General features: G+C 60.5%; 14 protein-coding genes. 7 read left to right on the top strand and 7 right to left on the bottom strand.

Features of this window, described 5'->3' with window-relative positions:
• The first annotated feature begins 139 nt into the window (after window positions 1–139).
• From FRT59_RS25205 to FRT59_RS25195, 3 genes are all read left to right on the top strand, one after another.
• On the top strand, window positions 140–523 hold the full coding sequence (locus FRT59_RS25205; RefSeq protein WP_153872674.1) for a winged helix-turn-helix domain-containing protein: 384 nt from the start codon (window positions 140–142) through the stop codon (window positions 521–523).
• Window positions 516–977, top strand: a complete 462-nt coding sequence (locus tag FRT59_RS25200) for a transglycosylase SLT domain-containing protein (RefSeq protein WP_034120654.1) — start codon at window positions 516–518, stop codon at window positions 975–977. The genes FRT59_RS25205 and FRT59_RS25200 overlap by 8 nt, the downstream gene beginning before the upstream one ends.
• A gap of 85 nt (window positions 978–1,062) precedes the next feature.
• Window positions 1,063–2,082: a quinone-dependent dihydroorotate dehydrogenase gene (locus tag FRT59_RS25195; RefSeq protein WP_034120651.1), complete on the top strand. Its 1,020-nt coding sequence runs from the start codon at window positions 1,063–1,065 to the stop codon at window positions 2,080–2,082.
• A gap of 122 nt (window positions 2,083–2,204) precedes the next feature.
• Here the strand turns inward: FRT59_RS25195 and rmf are convergent, their stop codons facing one another.
• Window positions 2,205–2,420 (bottom strand): ribosome modulation factor, encoded by a 216-nt coding sequence (gene rmf, locus FRT59_RS25190; RefSeq protein ID WP_002553055.1) that lies wholly within the window; start codon window positions 2,418–2,420, stop codon window positions 2,205–2,207.
• 532 nt (window positions 2,421–2,952) lie between these two features.
• Here rmf and rlmKL point away from each other — a divergent pair.
• Both rlmKL and FRT59_RS25180 read left to right on the top strand, forming a co-directional pair.
• Entirely contained in the window at window positions 2,953–5,217 is a 2,265-nt protein-coding gene (gene rlmKL, locus FRT59_RS25185; RefSeq protein WP_034120650.1) for a bifunctional 23S rRNA (guanine(2069)-N(7))-methyltransferase RlmK/23S rRNA (guanine(2445)-N(2))-methyltransferase RlmL, read from the top strand.
• A gap of 150 nt (window positions 5,218–5,367) precedes the next feature.
• A complete protein-coding gene (locus FRT59_RS25180) occupies window positions 5,368–7,752 on the top strand; it encodes a sensor domain-containing diguanylate cyclase (protein WP_153872673.1) in 2,385 nt (794 codons plus the stop codon).
• Between the two features lie 7 nt (window positions 7,753–7,759).
• On the opposite strand, the gene dacB is transcribed toward FRT59_RS25180, so the two are convergent.
• A complete protein-coding gene (gene dacB / locus FRT59_RS25175; RefSeq protein WP_153872672.1) occupies window positions 7,760–9,220 on the bottom strand; it encodes a D-alanyl-D-alanine carboxypeptidase/D-alanyl-D-alanine endopeptidase in 1,461 nt (486 codons plus the stop codon).
• A 237-nt stretch (window positions 9,221–9,457) separates the two neighbouring features.
• Between dacB and FRT59_RS25170 the strand changes: the two genes are divergently transcribed.
• Window positions 9,458–9,802 carry a YggL family protein gene (locus FRT59_RS25170; RefSeq protein WP_003193255.1) on the top strand — a complete coding sequence of 115 codons (345 nt, stop codon included), beginning with the start codon at window positions 9,458–9,460 and terminating at the stop codon, window positions 9,800–9,802.
• 36 nt (window positions 9,803–9,838) lie between these two features.
• On the opposite strand, the gene FRT59_RS25165 is transcribed toward FRT59_RS25170, so the two are convergent.
• Window positions 9,839–11,029: a benzoate/H(+) symporter BenE family transporter gene (locus FRT59_RS25165; protein WP_153838171.1), complete on the bottom strand. Its 1,191-nt coding sequence runs from the start codon at window positions 11,027–11,029 to the stop codon at window positions 9,839–9,841.
• A gap of 225 nt (window positions 11,030–11,254) precedes the next feature.
• Between FRT59_RS25165 and FRT59_RS25160 the strand changes: the two genes are divergently transcribed.
• A complete protein-coding gene (locus tag FRT59_RS25160) occupies window positions 11,255–12,019 on the top strand; it encodes a GntR family transcriptional regulator (RefSeq protein ID WP_017739583.1) in 765 nt (254 codons plus the stop codon).
• 137 nt (window positions 12,020–12,156) lie between these two features.
• Here the strand turns inward: FRT59_RS25160 and guaD are convergent, their stop codons facing one another.
• From guaD to xdhA, 4 genes are all read right to left on the bottom strand, one after another.
• The gene (gene guaD / locus FRT59_RS25155; protein WP_153872671.1) at window positions 12,157–13,461 is read right to left on the bottom strand and encodes a guanine deaminase; all 1,305 of its coding nucleotides are present in this window, start codon (window positions 13,459–13,461) and stop codon (window positions 12,157–12,159) included.
• Window positions 13,462–13,473: 12 nt separating this feature from the next.
• Window positions 13,474–14,313: a xanthine dehydrogenase accessory protein XdhC gene (gene xdhC / locus FRT59_RS25150; protein WP_153872670.1), complete on the bottom strand. Its 840-nt coding sequence runs from the start codon at window positions 14,311–14,313 to the stop codon at window positions 13,474–13,476.
• A 131-nt stretch (window positions 14,314–14,444) separates the two neighbouring features.
• Window positions 14,445–16,844, bottom strand: coding sequence for a xanthine dehydrogenase molybdopterin binding subunit (gene xdhB / locus FRT59_RS25145; protein ID WP_153872669.1), 2,400 nt, complete (start codon window positions 16,842–16,844; stop codon window positions 14,445–14,447).
• Window positions 16,837–18,285 (bottom strand): xanthine dehydrogenase small subunit, encoded by a 1,449-nt coding sequence (gene xdhA, locus FRT59_RS25140; RefSeq protein WP_198809655.1) that lies wholly within the window; start codon window positions 18,283–18,285, stop codon window positions 16,837–16,839. The genes xdhB and xdhA overlap by 8 nt, the downstream gene beginning before the upstream one ends.
• Between the last annotated feature and the right edge of the window lie 272 nt (window positions 18,286–18,557).

The following is an 18,557-nucleotide window of genomic DNA, read 5'->3' as shown; positions in this document are numbered from 1 at the left end:
CAGTTGCCAAAAAAGGGCGCTTGAATGGGCTTTATCCTAACGCGAGTCATAGGGCGGTTTTTTATAGTCGTGCCATTGGCAGGTGAGCCGGTTCGGAAAGTAAGGATGTGAATGTCAGTAGTCGAATGCAGAGGTGCGTATGGCCGTCGTGACTGATGAATCGACGACGGCCCTGGTCTTCGCTCGCTGGACCTTGCATGGCGATGGCCGGTTGACGGGGGCAGATTCGGATATCCAGTTGCCACCCAAGGAAGGGCATGTGCTGCGATTGCTGCTGGCCTCCGGTGGCACACTGATGACCAAGGACCGTTTGCTGGAGCTGGCCTGGTCCCGGGGCGAGGTGGCCGATGAGTCACTGACGCGTTGTATTTATTCCCTGCGCAAGCACTTGAGGGCCGACAAAGGGTTTATCAAGACGATTTATGGCAAGGGCTATCGCTTTACATGCCCGGTACGGGCGGGTAATCAACCAAGGGCAGTCGTTCACGTGTGCCCCCGCTGTGGTCAGGCCAGCAATGTGTAAGCTATGGCGCAAAGGCCTGTTGCTCATGCTACTGATGGGCAGCAACCGGGCGTTGGCCTATTGCTGGGAAGAGGTGGCCACTCGTTACGACCTCGAACCGGAGTTGCTGCAGGCCATTGCCGCAGTCGAGTCGGGGTACCGTGCGCAGGCGATGAACCACACCAACCGAAATGGCACGCGTGACATCGGCCTGATGCAGATCAACAGCATCCACCTGCCCCGTTTGCTCAAGCAGGGCATTACCGAAGAGCGGCTGTTGAACGAGCCTTGCTTGTCGGTGGAGGTAGGCGCCTCGATTCTTGCCGAGTTTATCCAGCGTTTTGGCTACAACTGGACGGCGGTGGGTTCCTACAATGTCGGGCCGGGGGCCGGGCCTCAGCGTGAGGCGTTGCGCCTGCGGTACGCCGAAAAGATCTGGGTGCGTTACGAAGCTTTGGTTTCGCAGCGTCAATGAGATCAGGTAGCACGCCTCGCGTGCAGCCCGCCACCCCGGCTATAATCACCGCCACCTTTCGCCGCCATCCGAGTCTAGCCCGCCCATGTATACCCTGGCCCGCCAGCTGTTGTTCAAACTCTCCCCGGAAACCTCCCACGATCTGTCCCTGGACCTGATCGGTGCCGGTGGCCGCCTGGGGCTCAATGGCCTGGTATGCAAGGCACCGGCGAAGATGCCGGTGTCGGTGATGGGGCTGGACTTCCCCAACCCGGTCGGGCTGGCAGCTGGCCTGGACAAGAACGGCGCGGCCATCGACGGGTTTGCACAGCTGGGTTTCGGCTTTGTCGAAATCGGCACTGTGACCCCACGGCCGCAGCCGGGCAACCCAAAGCCACGCATTTTCCGCCTGCCAGAAGCGGAGGCGATCATCAATCGCATGGGCTTCAACAACCTCGGTGTCGACCATCTGCTGTCGCGGGTTCAAGCGGCCAAATACACTGGCATCCTCGGTATCAACATCGGCAAGAACTTCGACACCCCAGTGGAGCGTGCGGTGGATGATTACCTGATCTGCCTGGACAAGGTCTACGCGCACGCCAGCTACGTTACCGTCAACGTCAGTTCGCCCAACACCCCGGGCCTGCGCAGCCTGCAATTTGGTGACTCCCTCAAGCAACTGCTCGAAGCCTTGCGTCAGCGCCAGGAAGACCTGGCGGTGCGTCACGGCAAGCGTGTGCCCCTGGCCATCAAGATTGCCCCGGATATGAGTGATGAAGAAACCGTGCTGGTGGCCCAGGCCCTGGTGGATTCGGGAATGGACGCGGTGATTGCGACCAACACCACCCTCAGCCGCGTGGGCGTCGAAGGCCTGGCCCATGGTGACGAGGCGGGCGGCCTGTCGGGCGCGCCGGTACGGGACAAGAGCACCCATATCGTCAAGGTGCTGGCGGCCGAGTTGGCCGGGCGTTTGCCGATCATCGCGGTGGGCGGTATTACCGAAGGCAAGCACGCAGCCGAGAAAATCGCGGCTGGCGCCAGCCTGGTGCAGTTGTACTCCGGCTTTATCTATAAAGGGCCGGCGTTGATTCGCCAGTCGGTGGATGCCATCGCTGCCCTGCGCTGAAAATCTGCGCAATAAAAAGGGCTCCATAAAGGAGCCCCTGGGCCGAAGCCCGCCGCCCGGATGGGACGCGCGTGGTTAAGTCGTTACAATTCAAAGGTGTGTGTCGGAATTAAATGCCCTGATTAGCCGACGGCGTGAAGTTCGTTGAGTCTGTGGATACCCGCAGTGCCAGTCATACCGTCCCAGTTGTCGCCGCGTCCTTCTCGCCAGCCGTTGATCCAGGCTTGGCGTACCGACGGTAGAGTAAATGGGCAAAGCTCACGGGATTTTCCATGAACGCCATATTGATATCCGCGTAAAAATGCTCTTTCCAACGGATCACGCTTAAGTCTTCTCATAGGGTGTTTCCCTCACTTGTTGACTGTCTAGATATCCTTCGGCCTTGTCCAAGGCCGGGCAGAGTTTTTCTGCCGTTGGTGGGCTCGCTGCCGGCGTGGCGAGCCGATGTGTCGGCGTCGTTACGGCGCCAACCTGTGTTGAGTTCTAACCAATAGGTCACATGTATTCAATGATCGTTTTGTCATAAGCACGTAACGATAACGATGCTATAGCCATAAGCTGGGATGGCTTTTCGCCCCTTTTATTGGGCAAAGCCCGCTATGATGTGCCCTGCAAAGAGGAAGGGTTTAATCCTTTCGTGAGAATACCCGCTTGTTGCAGTCGGTTATTATTCGACGAAGGGTCTGAATATTTCCTTTTGTTGCACAAAATTATTTATCTGCCCCGTCAATCAAGGCTCAACGGCCCGGAACGCGGGGTGGGACGGCACATTCGTGCCACGCGAGCACTCTTCAAGAAAAGTGCTTGATTGAAAACCGAACCGGCGATGCGTCGCCCGTTCATTTATTGCTGAAAAGCCTGGAATGCCCCATGTCGGACCGTTTTGAACTCTTCCTCACCTGCCCCAAGGGTCTCGAAGGCCTGCTGATCGAGGAAGCCGTCGGGCTTGGCCTTGAAGAAGCCCGCGAGCACACCTCGGCCGTACGCGGCATGGCCGACATGGAAACCGCCTACCGCCTGTGCCTCTGGTCACGCTTGGCCAACCGCGTGCTGCTGGTACTCAAGCGCTTCCCGATGAAGGACGCCGAAGACCTCTACCACGGTGTGCTGGATATCGAATGGGCCGATCACATGGTCCCCGACGGTACGCTGGCGGTGGAGTTCAGCGGTCACGGCTCGGGCATCGACAACACCCACTTCGGCGCGCTGAAGGTCAAGGATGCGATCGTCGACAAGCTGCGCACCCCGACTGGCGAACGTCCGTCCATCGACAAGATCAACCCGGACCTGCGCATTCACCTGCGCCTGGACCGCGGCGAAGCGATCCTGTCCCTGGACCTTTCCGGCCACAGCCTGCACCAGCGCGGCTACCGCCTGCAGCAGGGCGCGGCGCCACTGAAGGAAAACCTGGCGGCGGCAATCCTGATCCGTGCCGGCTGGCCACGCATTGCGGCCGAAGGCGGCGCGCTGACGGACCCGATGTGCGGCGTCGGCACCTTCCTGGTCGAAGGCGCAATGATCGCCGCCGACATGGCCCCCAACCTCAACCGTGAATTGTGGGGTTTCACCACTTGGCTGGGTCACGTCCCGGCGCTGTGGAAGAAGCTGCACAGCGAGGCAACCGAGCGCGCGGCCATCGGCATGAACAAGCCGCCGTTGTGGGTGCGTGGCTACGAAGCCGACCCACGCCTGATCCAACCGGCGCGCAATAACATCGAGCGCGCCGGCCTGAGCCATTGGATCAAGGTGTACCAGGGCGAAGTCGGCACATTCGAGCCGCGCCCGGACCAGAACCAGAAAGGCCTGGTGATCTGCAACCCGCCCTATGGCGAGCGCCTGGGTGACGAAGCCAGTCTGTTGTACCTCTACCAGAACCTCGGCGAGCGCCTGCGCCAAGCCTGCATGGGCTGGGAAGCCGCGGTGTTCACCGGCGCGCCGGACCTGGGCAAGCGCATGGGTATTCGCAGCCACAAACAGTATTCGTTCTGGAACGGCGCGTTGCCGTGCAAATTGCTGTTGATCAAGGTCAACCCGGATCAGTTCGTCACGGGCGAACGCCGCACCCCGGAACAGCGCCAGGCCGAACGTGAGCAAGCCGCTTACGATCAGGCGCCGACCGAGCCGGTAGAGCGTCAGTACAACAAGAACGGCAACCCGATCAAGCCAGCTCCAGCGCCGGTAGTCGAGCAGGCGCGCTTGAGCGAAGGCGGGCAGATGTTTGCCAACCGCCTGCAAAAGAACCTCAAGCTGCTGGGCAAATGGGCCAAGCGTGAAGGTGTGGATTGCTACCGTGTGTATGACGCCGACATGCCTGAGTACTCCATGGCCATCGACCTGTACCACGATTGGGTTCACGTACAGGAATACGTCGCGCCAAAATCCATCGACCCGGAAAAAGCCTCGGCCCGTATGTTCGATGCCCTGGCAGCGATTCCCCAGGCACTGAACGTCGACAAGAGCCGCGTGGTGGTCAAGCGTCGTGAGCGTCAGAGCGGCACCAAGCAATACGAGCGCCAGAGCGCCCAGGGCAAATTCACCGAGGTCAGCGAAGGCGGCGTGAAGCTGCTGGTCAACCTCACCGACTACCTGGACACCGGCCTGTTCCTCGACCACCGGCCGATGCGCATGCGTATCCAGAAGGAAGCGGCGGGCAAGCGCTTCCTCAACTTGTATTGCTACACCGCCACCGCCAGTGTGCACGCTGCCAAGGGCGGTGCACGCAGTACTACCAGCGTCGACCTGTCCAAGACCTACCTGGATTGGGCGCGTCGCAATTTCTCCCTCAACGGGTTCTCTGACAAGAACCGCCTGGAGCAGGGTGACGTGATGGCGTGGTTGGAAGCGAGCCGCGATGAGTTCGATATGATTTTCATCGACCCACCGACCTTCTCCAACTCCAAGCGCATGGAAGGTATCTTCGACGTGCAGCGCGACCACGTGCAGTTGCTCGACCTGGCCATGGCCCGCCTGGCGCCGGGTGGGGTGTTGTACTTCTCGAACAACTTCCGCAAGTTCCAGCTGGAAGACAACCTCAGCGAACGTTATGCGGTCGAGGAAATCAGCGACAAGACCATCGACCCGGATTTTGCGCGCAATGCGAAGATCCATCGGGCCTGGAAAATCACTGCGCGCTGATTGCCCGCGAGTGTCCAATGTGGGAGGGGGCAACCTCTCCCACAATAAGCCCCCACAGTTTTTAGGCTGGTCAAACACCCGGCCAATGGCTATAACTTAAGCCCTAGCCAAAGTGACACCCCCCGCACGCTGGCGTTGTGAGTGTTGCCTATGCCGATGCAAGCTGTTCGCCCGAAAATCCTTGGTTTTATCAGTGAACAGGCATCGGCTTGGCTGGTGGCATTGGTGGTGTTATTGACGGGTAGCGCGTTGACGGTGATTGTCGCGTGGACGGCTGCCGACCTGTATCAGCAGCAGGTGCGCCAGCGATTCCAGTTGCTGGTCAACGAACGCTACACCCGCATTCAGGAACGCTTTGAAGACCAGGAGCAACGCCTGGGTAGCTTGCAGCGTTTCTTCGTCAATTCCGGCGATGTTTCCCGTGCCGAGTTCGACGGTTTCGCCCAACCCTTGTTGTTGCATGCGCGTGCCTATGCCTGGGCGCCGCGGATTTTCCGCGAGCAGCGCAGCCTGTTTGAGCAGGAAATATCCCGCCAGCGTGGCGTCCCTTTCAACATTCGTGAACTGAATGCGGCAGGTGTGTTGGCGTCGGCCTCCGAGCGCGATGAATATGTACCGGTGCTCTACAGCCAGACGCAAAGCTTGCTGGGCTCGCCCTTGGGCTTTGATCTGCTGGCCCAGCCCCTGCGTCGCTCGGCCCTGGAACGTGCACAACAAAGCGGTAAGCTGGCGGTTTCACAACCCATGCAACTGGTGGGTGTGGAGCCTGCCTATGCGGCGGGCGTGCTGCTGGTGGCGCCTGTGAGCAAAGTCGCCGGTACCAAGCCCTACGGTTTTGTCATGGCCGTGATCAGCATGCGCCAGTTGGTGGCCGATGGCTTGCCCCGGCCGAGCCGGGACAACCTGGTGATGCAGATCGTCGACACCTCTGACACCCGGCAACGGGTGTTGTATGCGTCCAGTAACGCCGTGGGCAACAGCGACTTGACCGCTGCGCGCCGCCTCACCCTGGGTGATCATGTCTATGCCCTGAGCCTGCGTGCGAGCGAGGTGTTCGACAAGGCCAACCATTCCTCGATGCACACCATCCTGGCCATGGGCGTGCTGCTCAGTGTCTTGCTCAGTGCGCTGCTCTACGTGTTGGTCAGCCAGCGCCAGCGCGCCCTGAAACTGGTGGAGCAGCGCACCGTGCAGTTGCGCTCGCGTGAGCAGGAGTTGCGTGGGGCCCATGGGCAATTGCGCAGTGTGTTGAATGCGGCAACTCAAGTGGCGATCATCGCCACGGATTTGCGCGGTGTGGTCAATACCTTCAATGCCGGCGCCGAACAGATGCTGGGGTTCAAGGCCGAAGAGGTGCTGGGCCACCTGACCCTGGAAAGCCTGCACATGGCCGCGGAGCTCGAAGCGCGGGCGGTGACTTTAAGTCTGGCGTTAGGCAAGCGCATCCCGCCGAGCCAGGCGATGCTGGTGGAAAGCCCTGATAGCCAACATGAAGCCCGTGAGTGGACGCTGGTGCGCGAGGACGGCAGCCAGTTGACGGTCAACATGCTGGCGACCGTGCTGTTGGATGACTATGGCCTGTGGGTCGGGCACTTGGCGATTTACCTGGATGTCACTCAGCAAAAGCGCGCCTATGAGGCTCTTGCCGCACGGGACCGTCTGTTGAAGAAACTCAGTATTCATGTGCCTGGCGGGATCTTCCAGTTCACCCTCGAGCCGCCGGACAACTGGCGTTTCATCTACGCCAGCGAAGGTATGCGCGATATCTATGAAATTGAGCTTGGCGTGTTGCAGCAGGATGCGGGCAAGGTGTTGGAGCGCATTCACCCCTTGGACGTCGAACGCGTGCGTGCTTCGATTCGTTTATCGGCGCTGCAATTGAGCCATTGGCGCGAAGAGTACCGCGTGCAGTTGCCTCAGCGAGGACTGCGCTGGATTCGCGGCGAAGCTACGCCGGAGGAGTTACCGGGAGGCGGTACGCTTTGGCACGGTTATGTATCGGATATCTCCGATCTCAAGCGGGTCGAGGAGGAGCTGCGGGCGCTGTCGATCACCGACTCCCTGACGGGTATCTACAACCGGCGTTATTTCCAGGATCGTCTCAAGGGCGAGATGCTCCGGCTTAACCGTATCTCTGGGGCGCTGTCGCTGATCATGCTCGATGTAGACCACTTCAAACGCATTAACGACCAGCACGGCCACGCTGTGGGCGATGCTGTGTTGCAGGAATTGTGCAGGCGTATAGGCCAGCGCCTACGCCGCACCGATGTGTTTTGCCGGCTGGGTGGGGAAGAGTTCGCGGTGCTGTGCCCCAACACCGATGGCACCCAGGCATACAGCTTGGCGACGCAGTTATGGCAGTCGCTGCGCGATACGTCGATGGAGCCGGTCGGTATCGTCACCGCCAGTTTTGGCGTGGCCAGTTGGCGGATCGATGAAGGCATCGATGGGTTGCTGCTGCGCGCCGATTCGGCGGTGTATGTGGCCAAGCAGGCGGGCAGGGATCGAGTGAAGGCAGAACCCCTGCGCGCTTGAGTGCCGACTAAAGTACTGGCGCGGTGGCCGTCAGCTTGGGCTGGCGATACAGGTCCAGCAGCACCTGGTCCAACACCGACGAAGCTCCCCAGGGTTTCGAGTCGTTGAGAATCGCCACCACGGCCCAAGTATTGCCATTGTTGTCGCGGCTGTACCCGGCGATGGCACGCACGGTGTTCAAGGTGCCAGTCTTCACATGGGCTTCGCCGCGCATGGCGGTGGTTTTCAGGCGTTTACGCATGGTGCCGTCGGTGCCGGCGATCGGCATCGAGCTGATGTACTCCGCCGCATAGGGGCTTCTCCAGGCTGCTTGCAGCATGGCCGCCATCTCGCGAGCGCTGACGCGTTCGGCGCGGGACAGGCCGGAGCCGTTCTCCATCACCAGGTGCGGCGCGGTGATGCCTTTCTTGGCCAGCCACTGGCGCACCACGCGTTGCGCGGCCTTGGCATCGTCGCCATCGGCGTCGTTGCGAAACTGTGCACCCAGGCTCAGGAACAGCTGCTGGGCCATGGTGTTGTTACTGTACTTGTTGATGTCGCGGATGATTTCCGCCAGGTCCGGCGAGAAGGCACGGGCCAGTACTTTGGCATCCTTGGGCACTGGCGCCTGGATATCACGGCCCTGGATCGTGCCGCCCAGTTCCTTCCAGATTGCACGCACGGCACCAGCGGTGTAGGTGGCGTGGTCGAGCAGCGACAGGTAAGTCTGCGAGCTGCAGCCATCCGCCAGTTGGCCGCTGACGGTTACGGTCACACTGCCATCGGCGGCGGTCACCGGGCTGTAGCGCACATCGCCGGTGCATTGCTTGGCGTTGCTGACTTTCACTTGGTTGTCGATGCGAATGCTGGCAATCGGCGGTTCGACCGACACGATCACTCGCCCCGAATCATTGCGGGTCACGAAGCGCAGGGCCTTGAGGTTGACCAGCAAGGCGTCGGGCTTGACCAGGAACGGCTTGTTCTCGTCGTTGCCGTCGTCATTGAACTCGGGCAATTGCGGCGGGTTGAAGAAGTTGCGGTCCAGCACCAAGTCGCCGGTGACTTGCTGCACGCCATTGGCGCGCAGGTCACGCATCAGCAGCCAGAGTTTTTCCATGTTCAGCTTGGGATCGCCGCCGCCCTTGAGGTACAGGTTGCCGCGCAATACGCCGCCGCTGAGGGTACCGTCGGTGTAGAACTCGGTCTTCCACTGATGGTTGGGGCCGAGCATTTCGAGGGCCGCGTAGGTGGTCACCAGCTTCATGGTGGACGCCGGGTTCACTGAGACGTCGGCGTTGAACACGGTGGGGGTGCCGGGGCCGTTGAGCGGCAGCATGACCAAAGACAGCGCGGTGTTTTGCAGCTTGGCTTTTTGCAGGGCCTGAGCAACGCTGGGTGGCAGGGTGGTGTTGATGGGGGCGGCAGTGGCGCAGAAGGCCAGTGGCAACAGGAAACCGGCGAATAACACTGAACGTAAAGATTTGATCATAAGAAGTAAAACCCTACTGCTGAGGAGGGTGAAAAAGACGAGGGGTATGGAAGAAAATCCCTCATTGGTCACGAAAGTGTCGGCATTATGCCCCAAGCTGGAACCACTTGTAGCTGAACGATAGCTGCTAATCGCGGTTTTTTTGCCCGGCATTTGCCCGCTGGTCCCAGAGAGTCGGGCAATCGCTGCCTTAAACTGCTAAAGTGCCGCCCGTTATTACTTATGAGGATTGTTCCAATGGCGACTAACCGTTCCCAGCGTCTGCGCAAAAAACTGTGCGTTGATGAATTTCAAGAGCTGGGTTTCGAACTGAACCTGGACTTCAACGAAGGCCTGAGTGAAGAAGCTATCGACGCTTTCCTCGAAGCATTCATCAAAGAAGCCATGGAAGCCAATGGTCTGGGCTATGTCGGCGGCGATGACTACGGTCTGGTTTGCCTGCAGAAGCGTGGCTCGGTTTCCGAAGAGCAGCGCGCTGCTGTTGAAGCCTGGCTGAAAACCCGTTCCGAGCTGACCAAGGCTGAAGTCAGCCCGCTGCTGGACGTGTGGTATCCGGAAAAGCCGATCAACGCGGCTAAGTGATACTAAAAAAACGGCGACCCTCAGGTCGCCGTTTTTTTATGCCTTGCGCCAATTCAGAATCAGCAGCGTCAACACCCCCGCAACAATCCCCCAGAACGCCGAACCGATGGAAAACAACGTCAAGCCTGACGCGGTGACCATAAAGGTGATCAGCGCCGCTTCCCGTTCCTTCGGCTCATTCATGGCGATACTCAGGCCATTGATGATCGAGCCAAACAGCGCCAAGGCTGCAATCGACAGCACCAACTCCTTGGGCAGGGCTGCGAACAACGCCGCCAAGGTCGCGCCGAATACCCCGGCAATCCCATAGAACACCCCGCACCACACCGCTGCGGTGTAGCGCTTGTTGCGGTCCTCATGGGCGTGCGGCCCGGTGCAGATCGCGGCGCTGATCGCTGCCAGGTTGATGCCGTGGGAGCCGAACGGGGCCAGCACCAGCGAGGCCAGGCCGGTGGTGGTGATCAGTGGCGAAGCCGGCACGTTGTAGCCGTCGGCCCGCAGCACGGCGACGCCTGGCATGTTCTGCGAGGTCATGGCCACCACGAACAGCGGAATGCCGATGCTGATCGTCGCCGCCAGTGAGAAGTGCGGCGTAGTCCATACCGGCGTCGCCACTTCCAAGTGGAAGCCGCTGAAGTCCAGCAGCCCCATCAGCCCTGACAAGGCGGTGCCGATGAGCAAGGCAGCCAGCACCGCATAACGCGGTGACAGGCGCTTGATGACCAGGTAGGTGAAAAACATCCCCAGCACCAGGCCGGTGCGATGCTGCGCGGCGACGAAAATCTCGCTGCCGATCTTGAACAGGATTCCGGCCAGCAACGCCGCCGCCAGCGACGCCGGAATCCGCTTGACCAGCTTTTCAAAGCTGCCGGTCAGCCCGCACAGCGTCACCAGTACCGCGCAGGTGATATAGGCGCCGATGGCTTCTCCATAACTCACGCCGCCAAGGCTGGTGATCAACAGCGCCGCGCCGGGTGTGGACCAAGCGATGGTGATCGGCGTGCGGTAGCGCAGCGACAGGCCGATGCTGCACACCGCCATGCCAATGGAGATTGCCCAGATCCATGAAGAAATCTGCGCCGTGGTCAAGCCAGCGGCCTGGCCGGCCTGGAACATCAGCACCAGGGAGCTGGTATAGCCGGTCATCATGGCGATAAAGCCGGCGACGACGGCCGACGCAGAAGTGTCGGCCAGCGGGCGCAAGGGCGCTTGGGTGGCGTCGGTCATGGAAAGGTGTTCCTTCTTGCCTGGGATTTGCCGGTGACGGCAGAGATTCAAGCCTAAACTCAAACGTAACGACTCATTGCAATACAGCCGGGCCCGCAAACAGCCGTACAGTGTGTTGGCGCATCCGGTTGTGTACAATGTGCGCTGTTTTTAGGCGATACTTGCCAGCGTAGCGTCGTTGCCGTATTACCTTATTTCGCCGCCGTTCTCCAAACCCGAGTGCCCATGAACGAACAGTTGCAACCTCTCAAGAAACAACCGCGAGCCGGCAAGGCCGGTCGCAGCGGAACCCAGGACGATATCGTCTATGCGCATATCTTCGAGGCGATCCTCGAACAACGCCTGGCGCCCGGAACCAAATTGAGTGAAGAGGCACTGGGCGAGATCTTCGGCGTGAGCCGCACCATCATTCGTCGTGCGCTGTCGCGCCTGGCCCATGAAGGCGTGGTACTGCTGCGGCCCAATCGCGGTGCGGTGGTGGCCAGCCCAAGCGTCGAAGAAGCGCGCCAGGTGTTCATGGCCCGGCGCCTGGTGGAGCGGGCGATCACGGAGTTGGCGGTGCAGCACGCCACGGCCGAGCAATTGGCCGAGTTGCGCCAGATGGTCAACGATGAGCGCGACAGCTTCTCGCGCGGCGATCGCGGTGCGGGTATCCGTCTTTCCGGCGAGTTCCACTTGAAACTGGCCGAGGCGGCAAAGAACGCGCCGCTGATCAGCTTCCAGCGCAGCCTGGTGTCCCAGACTTCACTGATCATCGCCCAGTACGAAAGCGGCAACCGCTCGCACTGTTCCTACGATGAACACACCCAGTTGATCGACGCGATCGAAGCCCGCGATGCGGTGCTGGCGGTGGACTTGATGATGCATCACATGGATCACATCGACAGCAAGCTCAACCTCGATGAGGAAAGCGCGTCGGATGATTTGCATGCGGTGTTCTCGCATTTGTTGCAGACCAAGAAGCCGGGGCGTTCTTCGGTCAAACTGTAGTTTCCCAGGTGCACCCGGAACCAAATGTGGGAGGGGGTTTGCTCCCGATAGCAGAGTGTCAGTAGCAGACAGGCTGACTGACACACCGCTATCGGGAGCAAGCCCCCTCCCACATTTGTTTTGTGTTGTGGCTGGAATCAGCGTTGGTGCACGAGTTGGCCGGCAGCGTAGGTCTGCAACACCGCCCGATCATCCCCCAGCGTCATCAGCACAAACAACGTCTCGGCAATGTTATTGGCCTGCTTCAAGCGATAGCTCAGCAGCGGCGTGGCGTTGTAGTCCAACACCAGGAAGTCCGCATCCGTACCCGGCTGCAAGGTGCCGATCTTGTCTTCCAGACGCAGCGCCCGTGCGCCGCCCAGGGTCGCCAGGTACAGCGACTTGAACGGGCTCAACCGCGCACCTTGCAGTTGCATGACCTTGTAGGCTTCATTGAGTGTTTGCAGCAGCGAAAAGCTGGTGCCGCCGCCCACGTCGGTGCCCAGGCCCACGTTCAGCTTGTGCTTCTCCGCCATCGGCAGGTTGAACAAGCCGCTGCCGAGAAAGAAGTTCGAAGTCGGGCAGAACGCTACCGCAGAGCCGGCCTCTGCCAAGCGTGCACACTCGTCATCGCACAGGTGCACGCCGTGGGCAAACACCGAGCGCTCGCCGAGCAATTTGTAGTGGTCGTATACATCCAGGTAACCATTGCGCTCCGGGAACAGTTCCTTCACCCATTCCACTTCCTGCTTGTTCTCGCTGATGTGGGTCTGCATGTACAGGTCGGGGTATTCGCCCAGCAGTTTCCCGGCCAGCGTCAATTGCTCCGGCGTGCTGGTGGGGGCGAAGCGTGGCGTCACCGCATAATGCAGGCGGCCTTTGCCGTGCCAGCGCTCAATCAGCGTCTTGCTTTCCTGGTAGCCGGATTCGGCGGTGTCGGTCAGATAATCCGGCGCGTTGCGGTCCATCATGACTTTGCCGGCGATCATGCGCAGGTCGAGCTTTTCGGCCGCTTCAAAGAACGAGTTCACCGATTGCGGGTGCACGCTGCCGAACACCAATGCGGTGGTGGTGCCGTTGCGCAGCAGTTCCTTGATGAAGATATCCGCGACTTCCTCGGCGTGGGCCTTGTCGGCGAACTGGCTTTCACACGGGAAGGTGTAGGTGTTGAGCCAGTCCAGCAGTTGCTCGCCATAGGCGCCGACCATACCGGTCTGCGGCAGGTGGATATGGGTGTCGATCAGGCCGGGGGTGATCAGCGCGTCCTGGTAATGGGTGATGTCGATATCGGCGGGCAGGCTCGGTAGCAAGTCGCTGGCGTGACCGAGTGCGCTGATTTGACCGTTATCGATCACCAATAGCCCGTCTTCGAAGTACTCGTAGGACGCTTCGATACCAACGATGGCAGGGTCGTCGATGCTGTGCAGGATGGCGGCACGGTAGGCTTTGCGAGTCAAAGGCATGGTTATCTCAACTTAGATAGCTTGGCTGCGGCGCGAAGCCGGCAGCAGTTTGGCAATGGGTTCGGCGCCGGCAGTGTGCTGGCCGAAATTGGCGTTATAGGTGGCGATGATTTCGCCGGCGATGGAGATGGCGATCTCCATCGGCAACTTGCCCTTGACCTCGGTGAGGCCCATGGGGCAGCGCATGCGTTGCAACTGCGCGGTGTCGAAGCCGCGGTCACGCAGGCGGTGTTCGAACTTCACCCGCTTGGTCTTCGAGCCGATCAAGCCGAAGTAGGCGAAGTCATTACGCTTGAGCAGGGCGGCGGTCAGCTCCAGGTCCAGCGCGTGATTGTGGGTCATGACGATGCAGTAACTGCCCACTGGCAGGTCGGCGATTTCATCGACCGGCTCTTCGCTGACGATTTTACGCACGCCTTGGGGGATATTCTCCGGGAATTCCTGATCGCGCGAATCGATCCAGCGCACCCGACATGGCAGGCTCGCCAGCAACGGCACCAGCGCACGCCCCACGTGGCCGGCGCCAAACACTGCGATCTGCGCCTGCACCTGGCCCATGGGTTCGAACAGCAGCACGGTCACGCCACCGCAGCACTGGCCGAGGCTGGCGCCCAGGCTGAAGCGCTCCAGATGGGTGTTTTGCTGACCACGCACAAGCATGTCGCGGGCGATCTGCATCGCCTTGTATTCCAGGTGCCCGCCACCGATGGTGTCGAAGGTGTGCGCAGCGCTGATCACCATCTTCGAACCGGCATTGCGCGGCGTAGAGCCGAGCTCTTCGATGATGGTCACCAGTACGCAGGGTTCGCCCTGGTTCTGCAGGGTGGCGAGGGTGCTGATCCAGTTGTTCATGTTCACCTCAACATCTCTGTTGTCAGTTCGGCCGTCATCGGGAGCAAGTCGAATCGTCGCACCGCCCCTCCCACATTTGAAATGCATTCCAAGTGTGAGAGGGGGCTTGCCCCCGATGGCAGCGCCTCGGTCTAGAGCGAAGCCATTTCAGTTTCAGCCTCAACAGCCTTAGCCACTTGCAACTGGCGCATCTGCTCACATCCCCACAACACCCGCTCCGGTGTCGCCGGCGCATCAATCTTCGGCTGCTGGCGATAGTCAGCCAAACTCGCCACCGCATCCTTGATCGCACACCAGGAAGCAATCCCCAGCATGAACGGCGGCTCGCCCACCGCCTTGGAATGGAACACCGTGTCTTCCGGGTTCTTGCGGTTTTCCACCAATTTCACCCGCAGGTCCAGCGGCATGTCCGCCACGGCTGGTATCTTGTAGCTGGCCGGGCCGTTAGTCATGAGCTTGCCCTTGTTGTTCCACACCAACTCCTCCATGGTCAGCCAGCCCATGCCCTGGATAAAGCCGCCTTCGACCTGGCCGATGTCGATGGCCGGGTTCAGCGAGGCGCCCACATCGTGGAGGATGTCGGTGCGCAGCATCTTGTATTCGCCGGTCAGGGTGTCGACGATCACTTCGCAACAGGCGGCGCCGAAAGCGAAGTAGTAGAACGGTCGACCACGGGCCTGGCTGCGGTCGTAGAAGATTTTCGGGGTCTTGTAGAAGCCAGTGCTCGACAGTGAGACCTGGGCGAAATACGCCTGCTGGATCAACGCCTCGAAGGTCAGGATCTGCTCGCGTACCCGCACATGCCCGTTGCGAAATTCCACGTCTGCTTCGCTGACGTCGTACTTGCGTGCGGCGAATTCCACCAGGCGCTGCTTGATGGTTTCGGCGGCGTTCTGTGCGGCCTTGCCGTTCAGGTCGGCACCGCTGGAAGCGGCCGTGGGAGAGGTATTGGGCACCTTGTCAGTGTTGGTGGCGGTGATCTGTACCCGGTCGATTTCCACCTGGAACACTTCGGCCACCACTTGCGCGACCTTGGTGTTCAATCCCTGGCCCATCTCGGTGCCGCCGTGGTTCAGGTGGATGCTGCCGTCGGTATAGATATGGATCAGCGCGCCAGCCTGGTTAAGGAAGCTGGCAGTAAAGGAAATACCGAATTTCACCGGCGTCAGCGCCAGGCCCTTTTTCAGGATCGGGCTGTGGGCGTTGTACAAGCGGATCGCTTCGCGGCGCTCAGCGTATTGGCTGCTGGCTTCCAGCTCGGCGGTCATCTCCTCGAGCATGTTGTGCTCGACGGTCTGGTAGTAGTGGGTGACGTTGCGCTCGGTCTTGCCATAGTAGTTGGCCTTGCGCACTGCCAGCGGGTCTTGGCCTAGGTGGCGGGCAATGGCGTCCATCACTTCCTCGATGGCGACCATGCCTTGGGGGCCGCCGAAGCCGCGGTAGGCGGTGTTGGACGCAGTGTTGGTCTTGCAGCGATGGCCGTTGACGGTGGCGTCGCCCAGGTAATACGAGTTGTCGGCGTGGAACATGGCGCGGTCGACAATCGAGTTGGACAGGTCTGGCGAGCAGCCGCAGTTACCCGCCAGCTCCAGGTTGATCCCGTGCAGGCGCCCGCTGTCGTCGAAGCCCACGTCGTATTCGATATAGAAGGGGTGGCGCTTGCCGGTCATCAGCATGTCTTCGACCCGTGGCAGGCGCATCTTGGTCGGCTGGCCGGTCAGGCGCGCCACCACCGCACACAGGCACGCCGGGCTGGCGGCCTGGGTTTCCTTGCCGCCAAAACCACCGCCCATGCGGCGCATGTCGACCACGATCTTGTTCATCGACACGTCGAGTACTTCGGCCACCAGCTTCTGCACTTCGGTAGGGTTTTGCGTGGAGCAGTAGACGATCATGCCGCCGTCTTCGGTGGGCATGACCGAGGAAATCTGGGTTTCCAGGTAGAAGTGTTCCTGGCCGCCGATATGCAGGGTGCCCTGGATTCGGTGCTTGGCGCTCGCCAGTGCAGCGGCAGAATCGCCGCGTTGGTGAGTGTGGCTGTCGAGCACGAAGTGCTTGTTGCGAAAGGCCTCGACCACATCCAGCACCGGCTCGAGGTCTTCATATTCGATTACCGCCGCCATCGCCGCGTTGCGCGCAGTCTCAAGATCGCGGGCCGCCACGGCCAGCACCACCTGGCCGACAAACTGCACGGTGTCGATAGCCAGCAAGGGGTCGCCGGGCATCAACGGGCCGATGTCTTTCAGGCCCGGTACGTCTTCGTGGGTGATGACGATGCGCACGCCGTCGAAGGCATAGCAGGGCGTGGTGTCGATGCTGATGATGCGGGCGTGGGCGCGGTCGGACATGCGCGCATACAGGTGCAACTGGTTGGGGAATTCCAGGCGGTCATCGATGTACTGCGCTTCGCCGCTGACGTGTTTGGCGGCGCTGTCATGCTTGACGCTGCGACCGACGCCGGAGGTGAGGTCCTGGGCAAACAGATCGGCCAGTTCGGCCTGGGTTTTTGCCACGGCGTGATGGTTAGACATAAGCGGTCACCCGAGTCTCGATGTGCGGCGTTTGCAGTTCGATGAAGTATTTGCGCAGCAGGTTTTGTGCGCTGAGCAAACGGTATTCCTTGCTGGCGCGGAAGTCCGACAGCGGGGTGAAATCCTCGGCCAGGGCGGCGCAGGCTTTTTCGACGGTGGCGCTATTCCAGGTCGCACCGACCAACGTGGCTTCGCAGCTTTTTGCGCGTTTTGGCGTGGCGGCCATGCCACCGAACGCAACGCGGGCCTCGCTGATCACACCGTTTTCAATCTTCAGGTTGAAGGCTGCGCATACAGCGGAAATATCATCGTCCAGGCGCTTGGACACCTTGTAGGCACGGAACAGCGTGTGGCCCTTGGGCACAATGATCGTCTCGATGAATTCGCTGTCCTGGCGGGCAGTGACGCGGTAGTCGATGAAGTAGTCTTCCAGCGCCAGGGTGCGGCGGGTGTCGCCTTTGCACAGGACGATCTGCGCACCGAGGGCGATCAGCAGCGGCGGCGAATCACCAATCGGCGAGGCGTTGCCGATATTGCCGCCCAGGGTGCCCTGGTTGCGGATTTGCAGGGAGGCAAAGCGATGCAGCAGTTCGCCGAAGTCCGGGTATTCGTGGTGCAGCGCGGTGTAGCAATCGGAGAGGGCGGTGGCCGCACCGATTTCCAGGCGGTCATCGAAATGCTCGATGCGCTTCATCTCTTCTATGTTGCCGACGTAGATCATCACCGGCAGGGTGCGGTGGAACTGGGTGACTTCCAGTGCCAGGTCGGTCCCACCGGCCAGCAGGCGGGCTTGCGGATAGGCGTCGTAGAGGTCGGCCAGGTCGGCGACGGTCAGTGGCACCAGGCAGCGTTTGTCGCCGCTGTTGAGTTCGCCGGTCTGGGTGGGTGCGATGGCTTTGAGACGGGCGATGGTGTCGGCCTGGCGGCTGTCGAATTGATCCAGGGGCTTGTTGCAGCAGGCTTGTTCGGCGGCGGCGAGGATCGGGCGATAACCGGTGCAGCGGCACAGGTTGCCGGCCAGCGCTTCATGGGCTTTCTGACTGTCGGGGGCGTCGCTGTTCTTTTGCAGGGCAAACAGCGACATCACGAAACCCGGGGTGCAAAAGCCGCACTGCGAACCATAGCACTCGACCATGGCCTGTTGCACGCTGTGCAGTTGGCCTTGATGCTTGAGGTCTTCGACGCTGATCAGTTGTTTGCCGTGCAGCGAGGACACAAAGGTCAGGCAGGAATTGAGGCTGCGATAGCGAATCTGCTCGGCGCCCTGATTATTGGTGTGCAACTCGCCGACCACCACGGTGCACGCACCACAGTCGCCGCTGGCGCAGCCTTCCTTGGTTCCGGGTTTGCCCACATGCTCACGCAGATAGTTGAGCACGGTCAGGTTGGGGTCCAGGGCGTGCTCGCTACGGAGTTCCTGGTTAAGTAAAAACTGGATCACGGAAGGCCTCGCAGACTCATTATTGTTGTTAACCGCTTTGCGCCGAATCTAGTCATGTCTGACTTTTGGGTCAATGGTTTTCTGACCTAAGGGTCAAGAAATTGCGGTCACAACACTTTCAATTATGGTCCAGTCTTCTCGAACCGGCGTTTCTAGCGGCGTGTGGCCTCACTACACTGCTTATTTCATGCCAAATTCGCCGCGGTGGGCGTAGCGCCATCAGCGGGCCAATGCGCTACACTGCCGCGCTTGTACCGATAGAAGATTTTGAA

The organism is Pseudomonas haemolytica, assembly GCF_009659625.1.
GTDB classification, from domain to species: domain Bacteria; phylum Pseudomonadota; class Gammaproteobacteria; order Pseudomonadales; family Pseudomonadaceae; genus Aquipseudomonas; species Aquipseudomonas haemolytica.
Note: the sequence above shows the minus strand (reverse complement) of the source record. Positions and strands in the feature narration are given on the sequence as shown.

What these genes read in the sequence shown, in the direction of transcription:
- FRT59_RS25205 (WP_153872674.1), top strand. Translation starts at nt 140, where the DNA reads ATGGCCGTCGTGACTGATGAATCGACGACGGCCCTGGTCTTCGCTCGC.
- FRT59_RS25200 (WP_034120654.1), top strand. Translation starts at nt 516, where the DNA reads ATGTGTAAGCTATGGCGCAAAGGCCTGTTGCTCATGCTACTGATGGGC.
- FRT59_RS25195 (WP_034120651.1), top strand. Translation starts at nt 1,063, where the DNA reads ATGTATACCCTGGCCCGCCAGCTGTTGTTCAAACTCTCCCCGGAAACC.
- rmf (WP_002553055.1), bottom strand. Translation starts at nt 2,420, where the DNA reads ATGAGAAGACTTAAGCGTGATCCGTTGGAAAGAGCATTTTTACGCGGA.
- rlmKL (WP_034120650.1), top strand. Translation starts at nt 2,953, where the DNA reads ATGTCGGACCGTTTTGAACTCTTCCTCACCTGCCCCAAGGGTCTCGAA.
- FRT59_RS25180 (WP_153872673.1), top strand. Translation starts at nt 5,368, where the DNA reads ATGCCGATGCAAGCTGTTCGCCCGAAAATCCTTGGTTTTATCAGTGAA.
- dacB (WP_153872672.1), bottom strand. Translation starts at nt 9,220, where the DNA reads ATGATCAAATCTTTACGTTCAGTGTTATTCGCCGGTTTCCTGTTGCCA.
- FRT59_RS25170 (WP_003193255.1), top strand. Translation starts at nt 9,458, where the DNA reads ATGGCGACTAACCGTTCCCAGCGTCTGCGCAAAAAACTGTGCGTTGAT.
- FRT59_RS25165 (WP_153838171.1), bottom strand. Translation starts at nt 11,029, where the DNA reads ATGACCGACGCCACCCAAGCGCCCTTGCGCCCGCTGGCCGACACTTCT.
- FRT59_RS25160 (WP_017739583.1), top strand. Translation starts at nt 11,255, where the DNA reads ATGAACGAACAGTTGCAACCTCTCAAGAAACAACCGCGAGCCGGCAAG.
- guaD (WP_153872671.1), bottom strand. Translation starts at nt 13,461, where the DNA reads ATGCCTTTGACTCGCAAAGCCTACCGTGCCGCCATCCTGCACAGCATC.
- xdhC (WP_153872670.1), bottom strand. Translation starts at nt 14,313, where the DNA reads ATGAACAACTGGATCAGCACCCTCGCCACCCTGCAGAACCAGGGCGAA.
- xdhB (WP_153872669.1), bottom strand. Translation starts at nt 16,844, where the DNA reads ATGTCTAACCATCACGCCGTGGCAAAAACCCAGGCCGAACTGGCCGAT.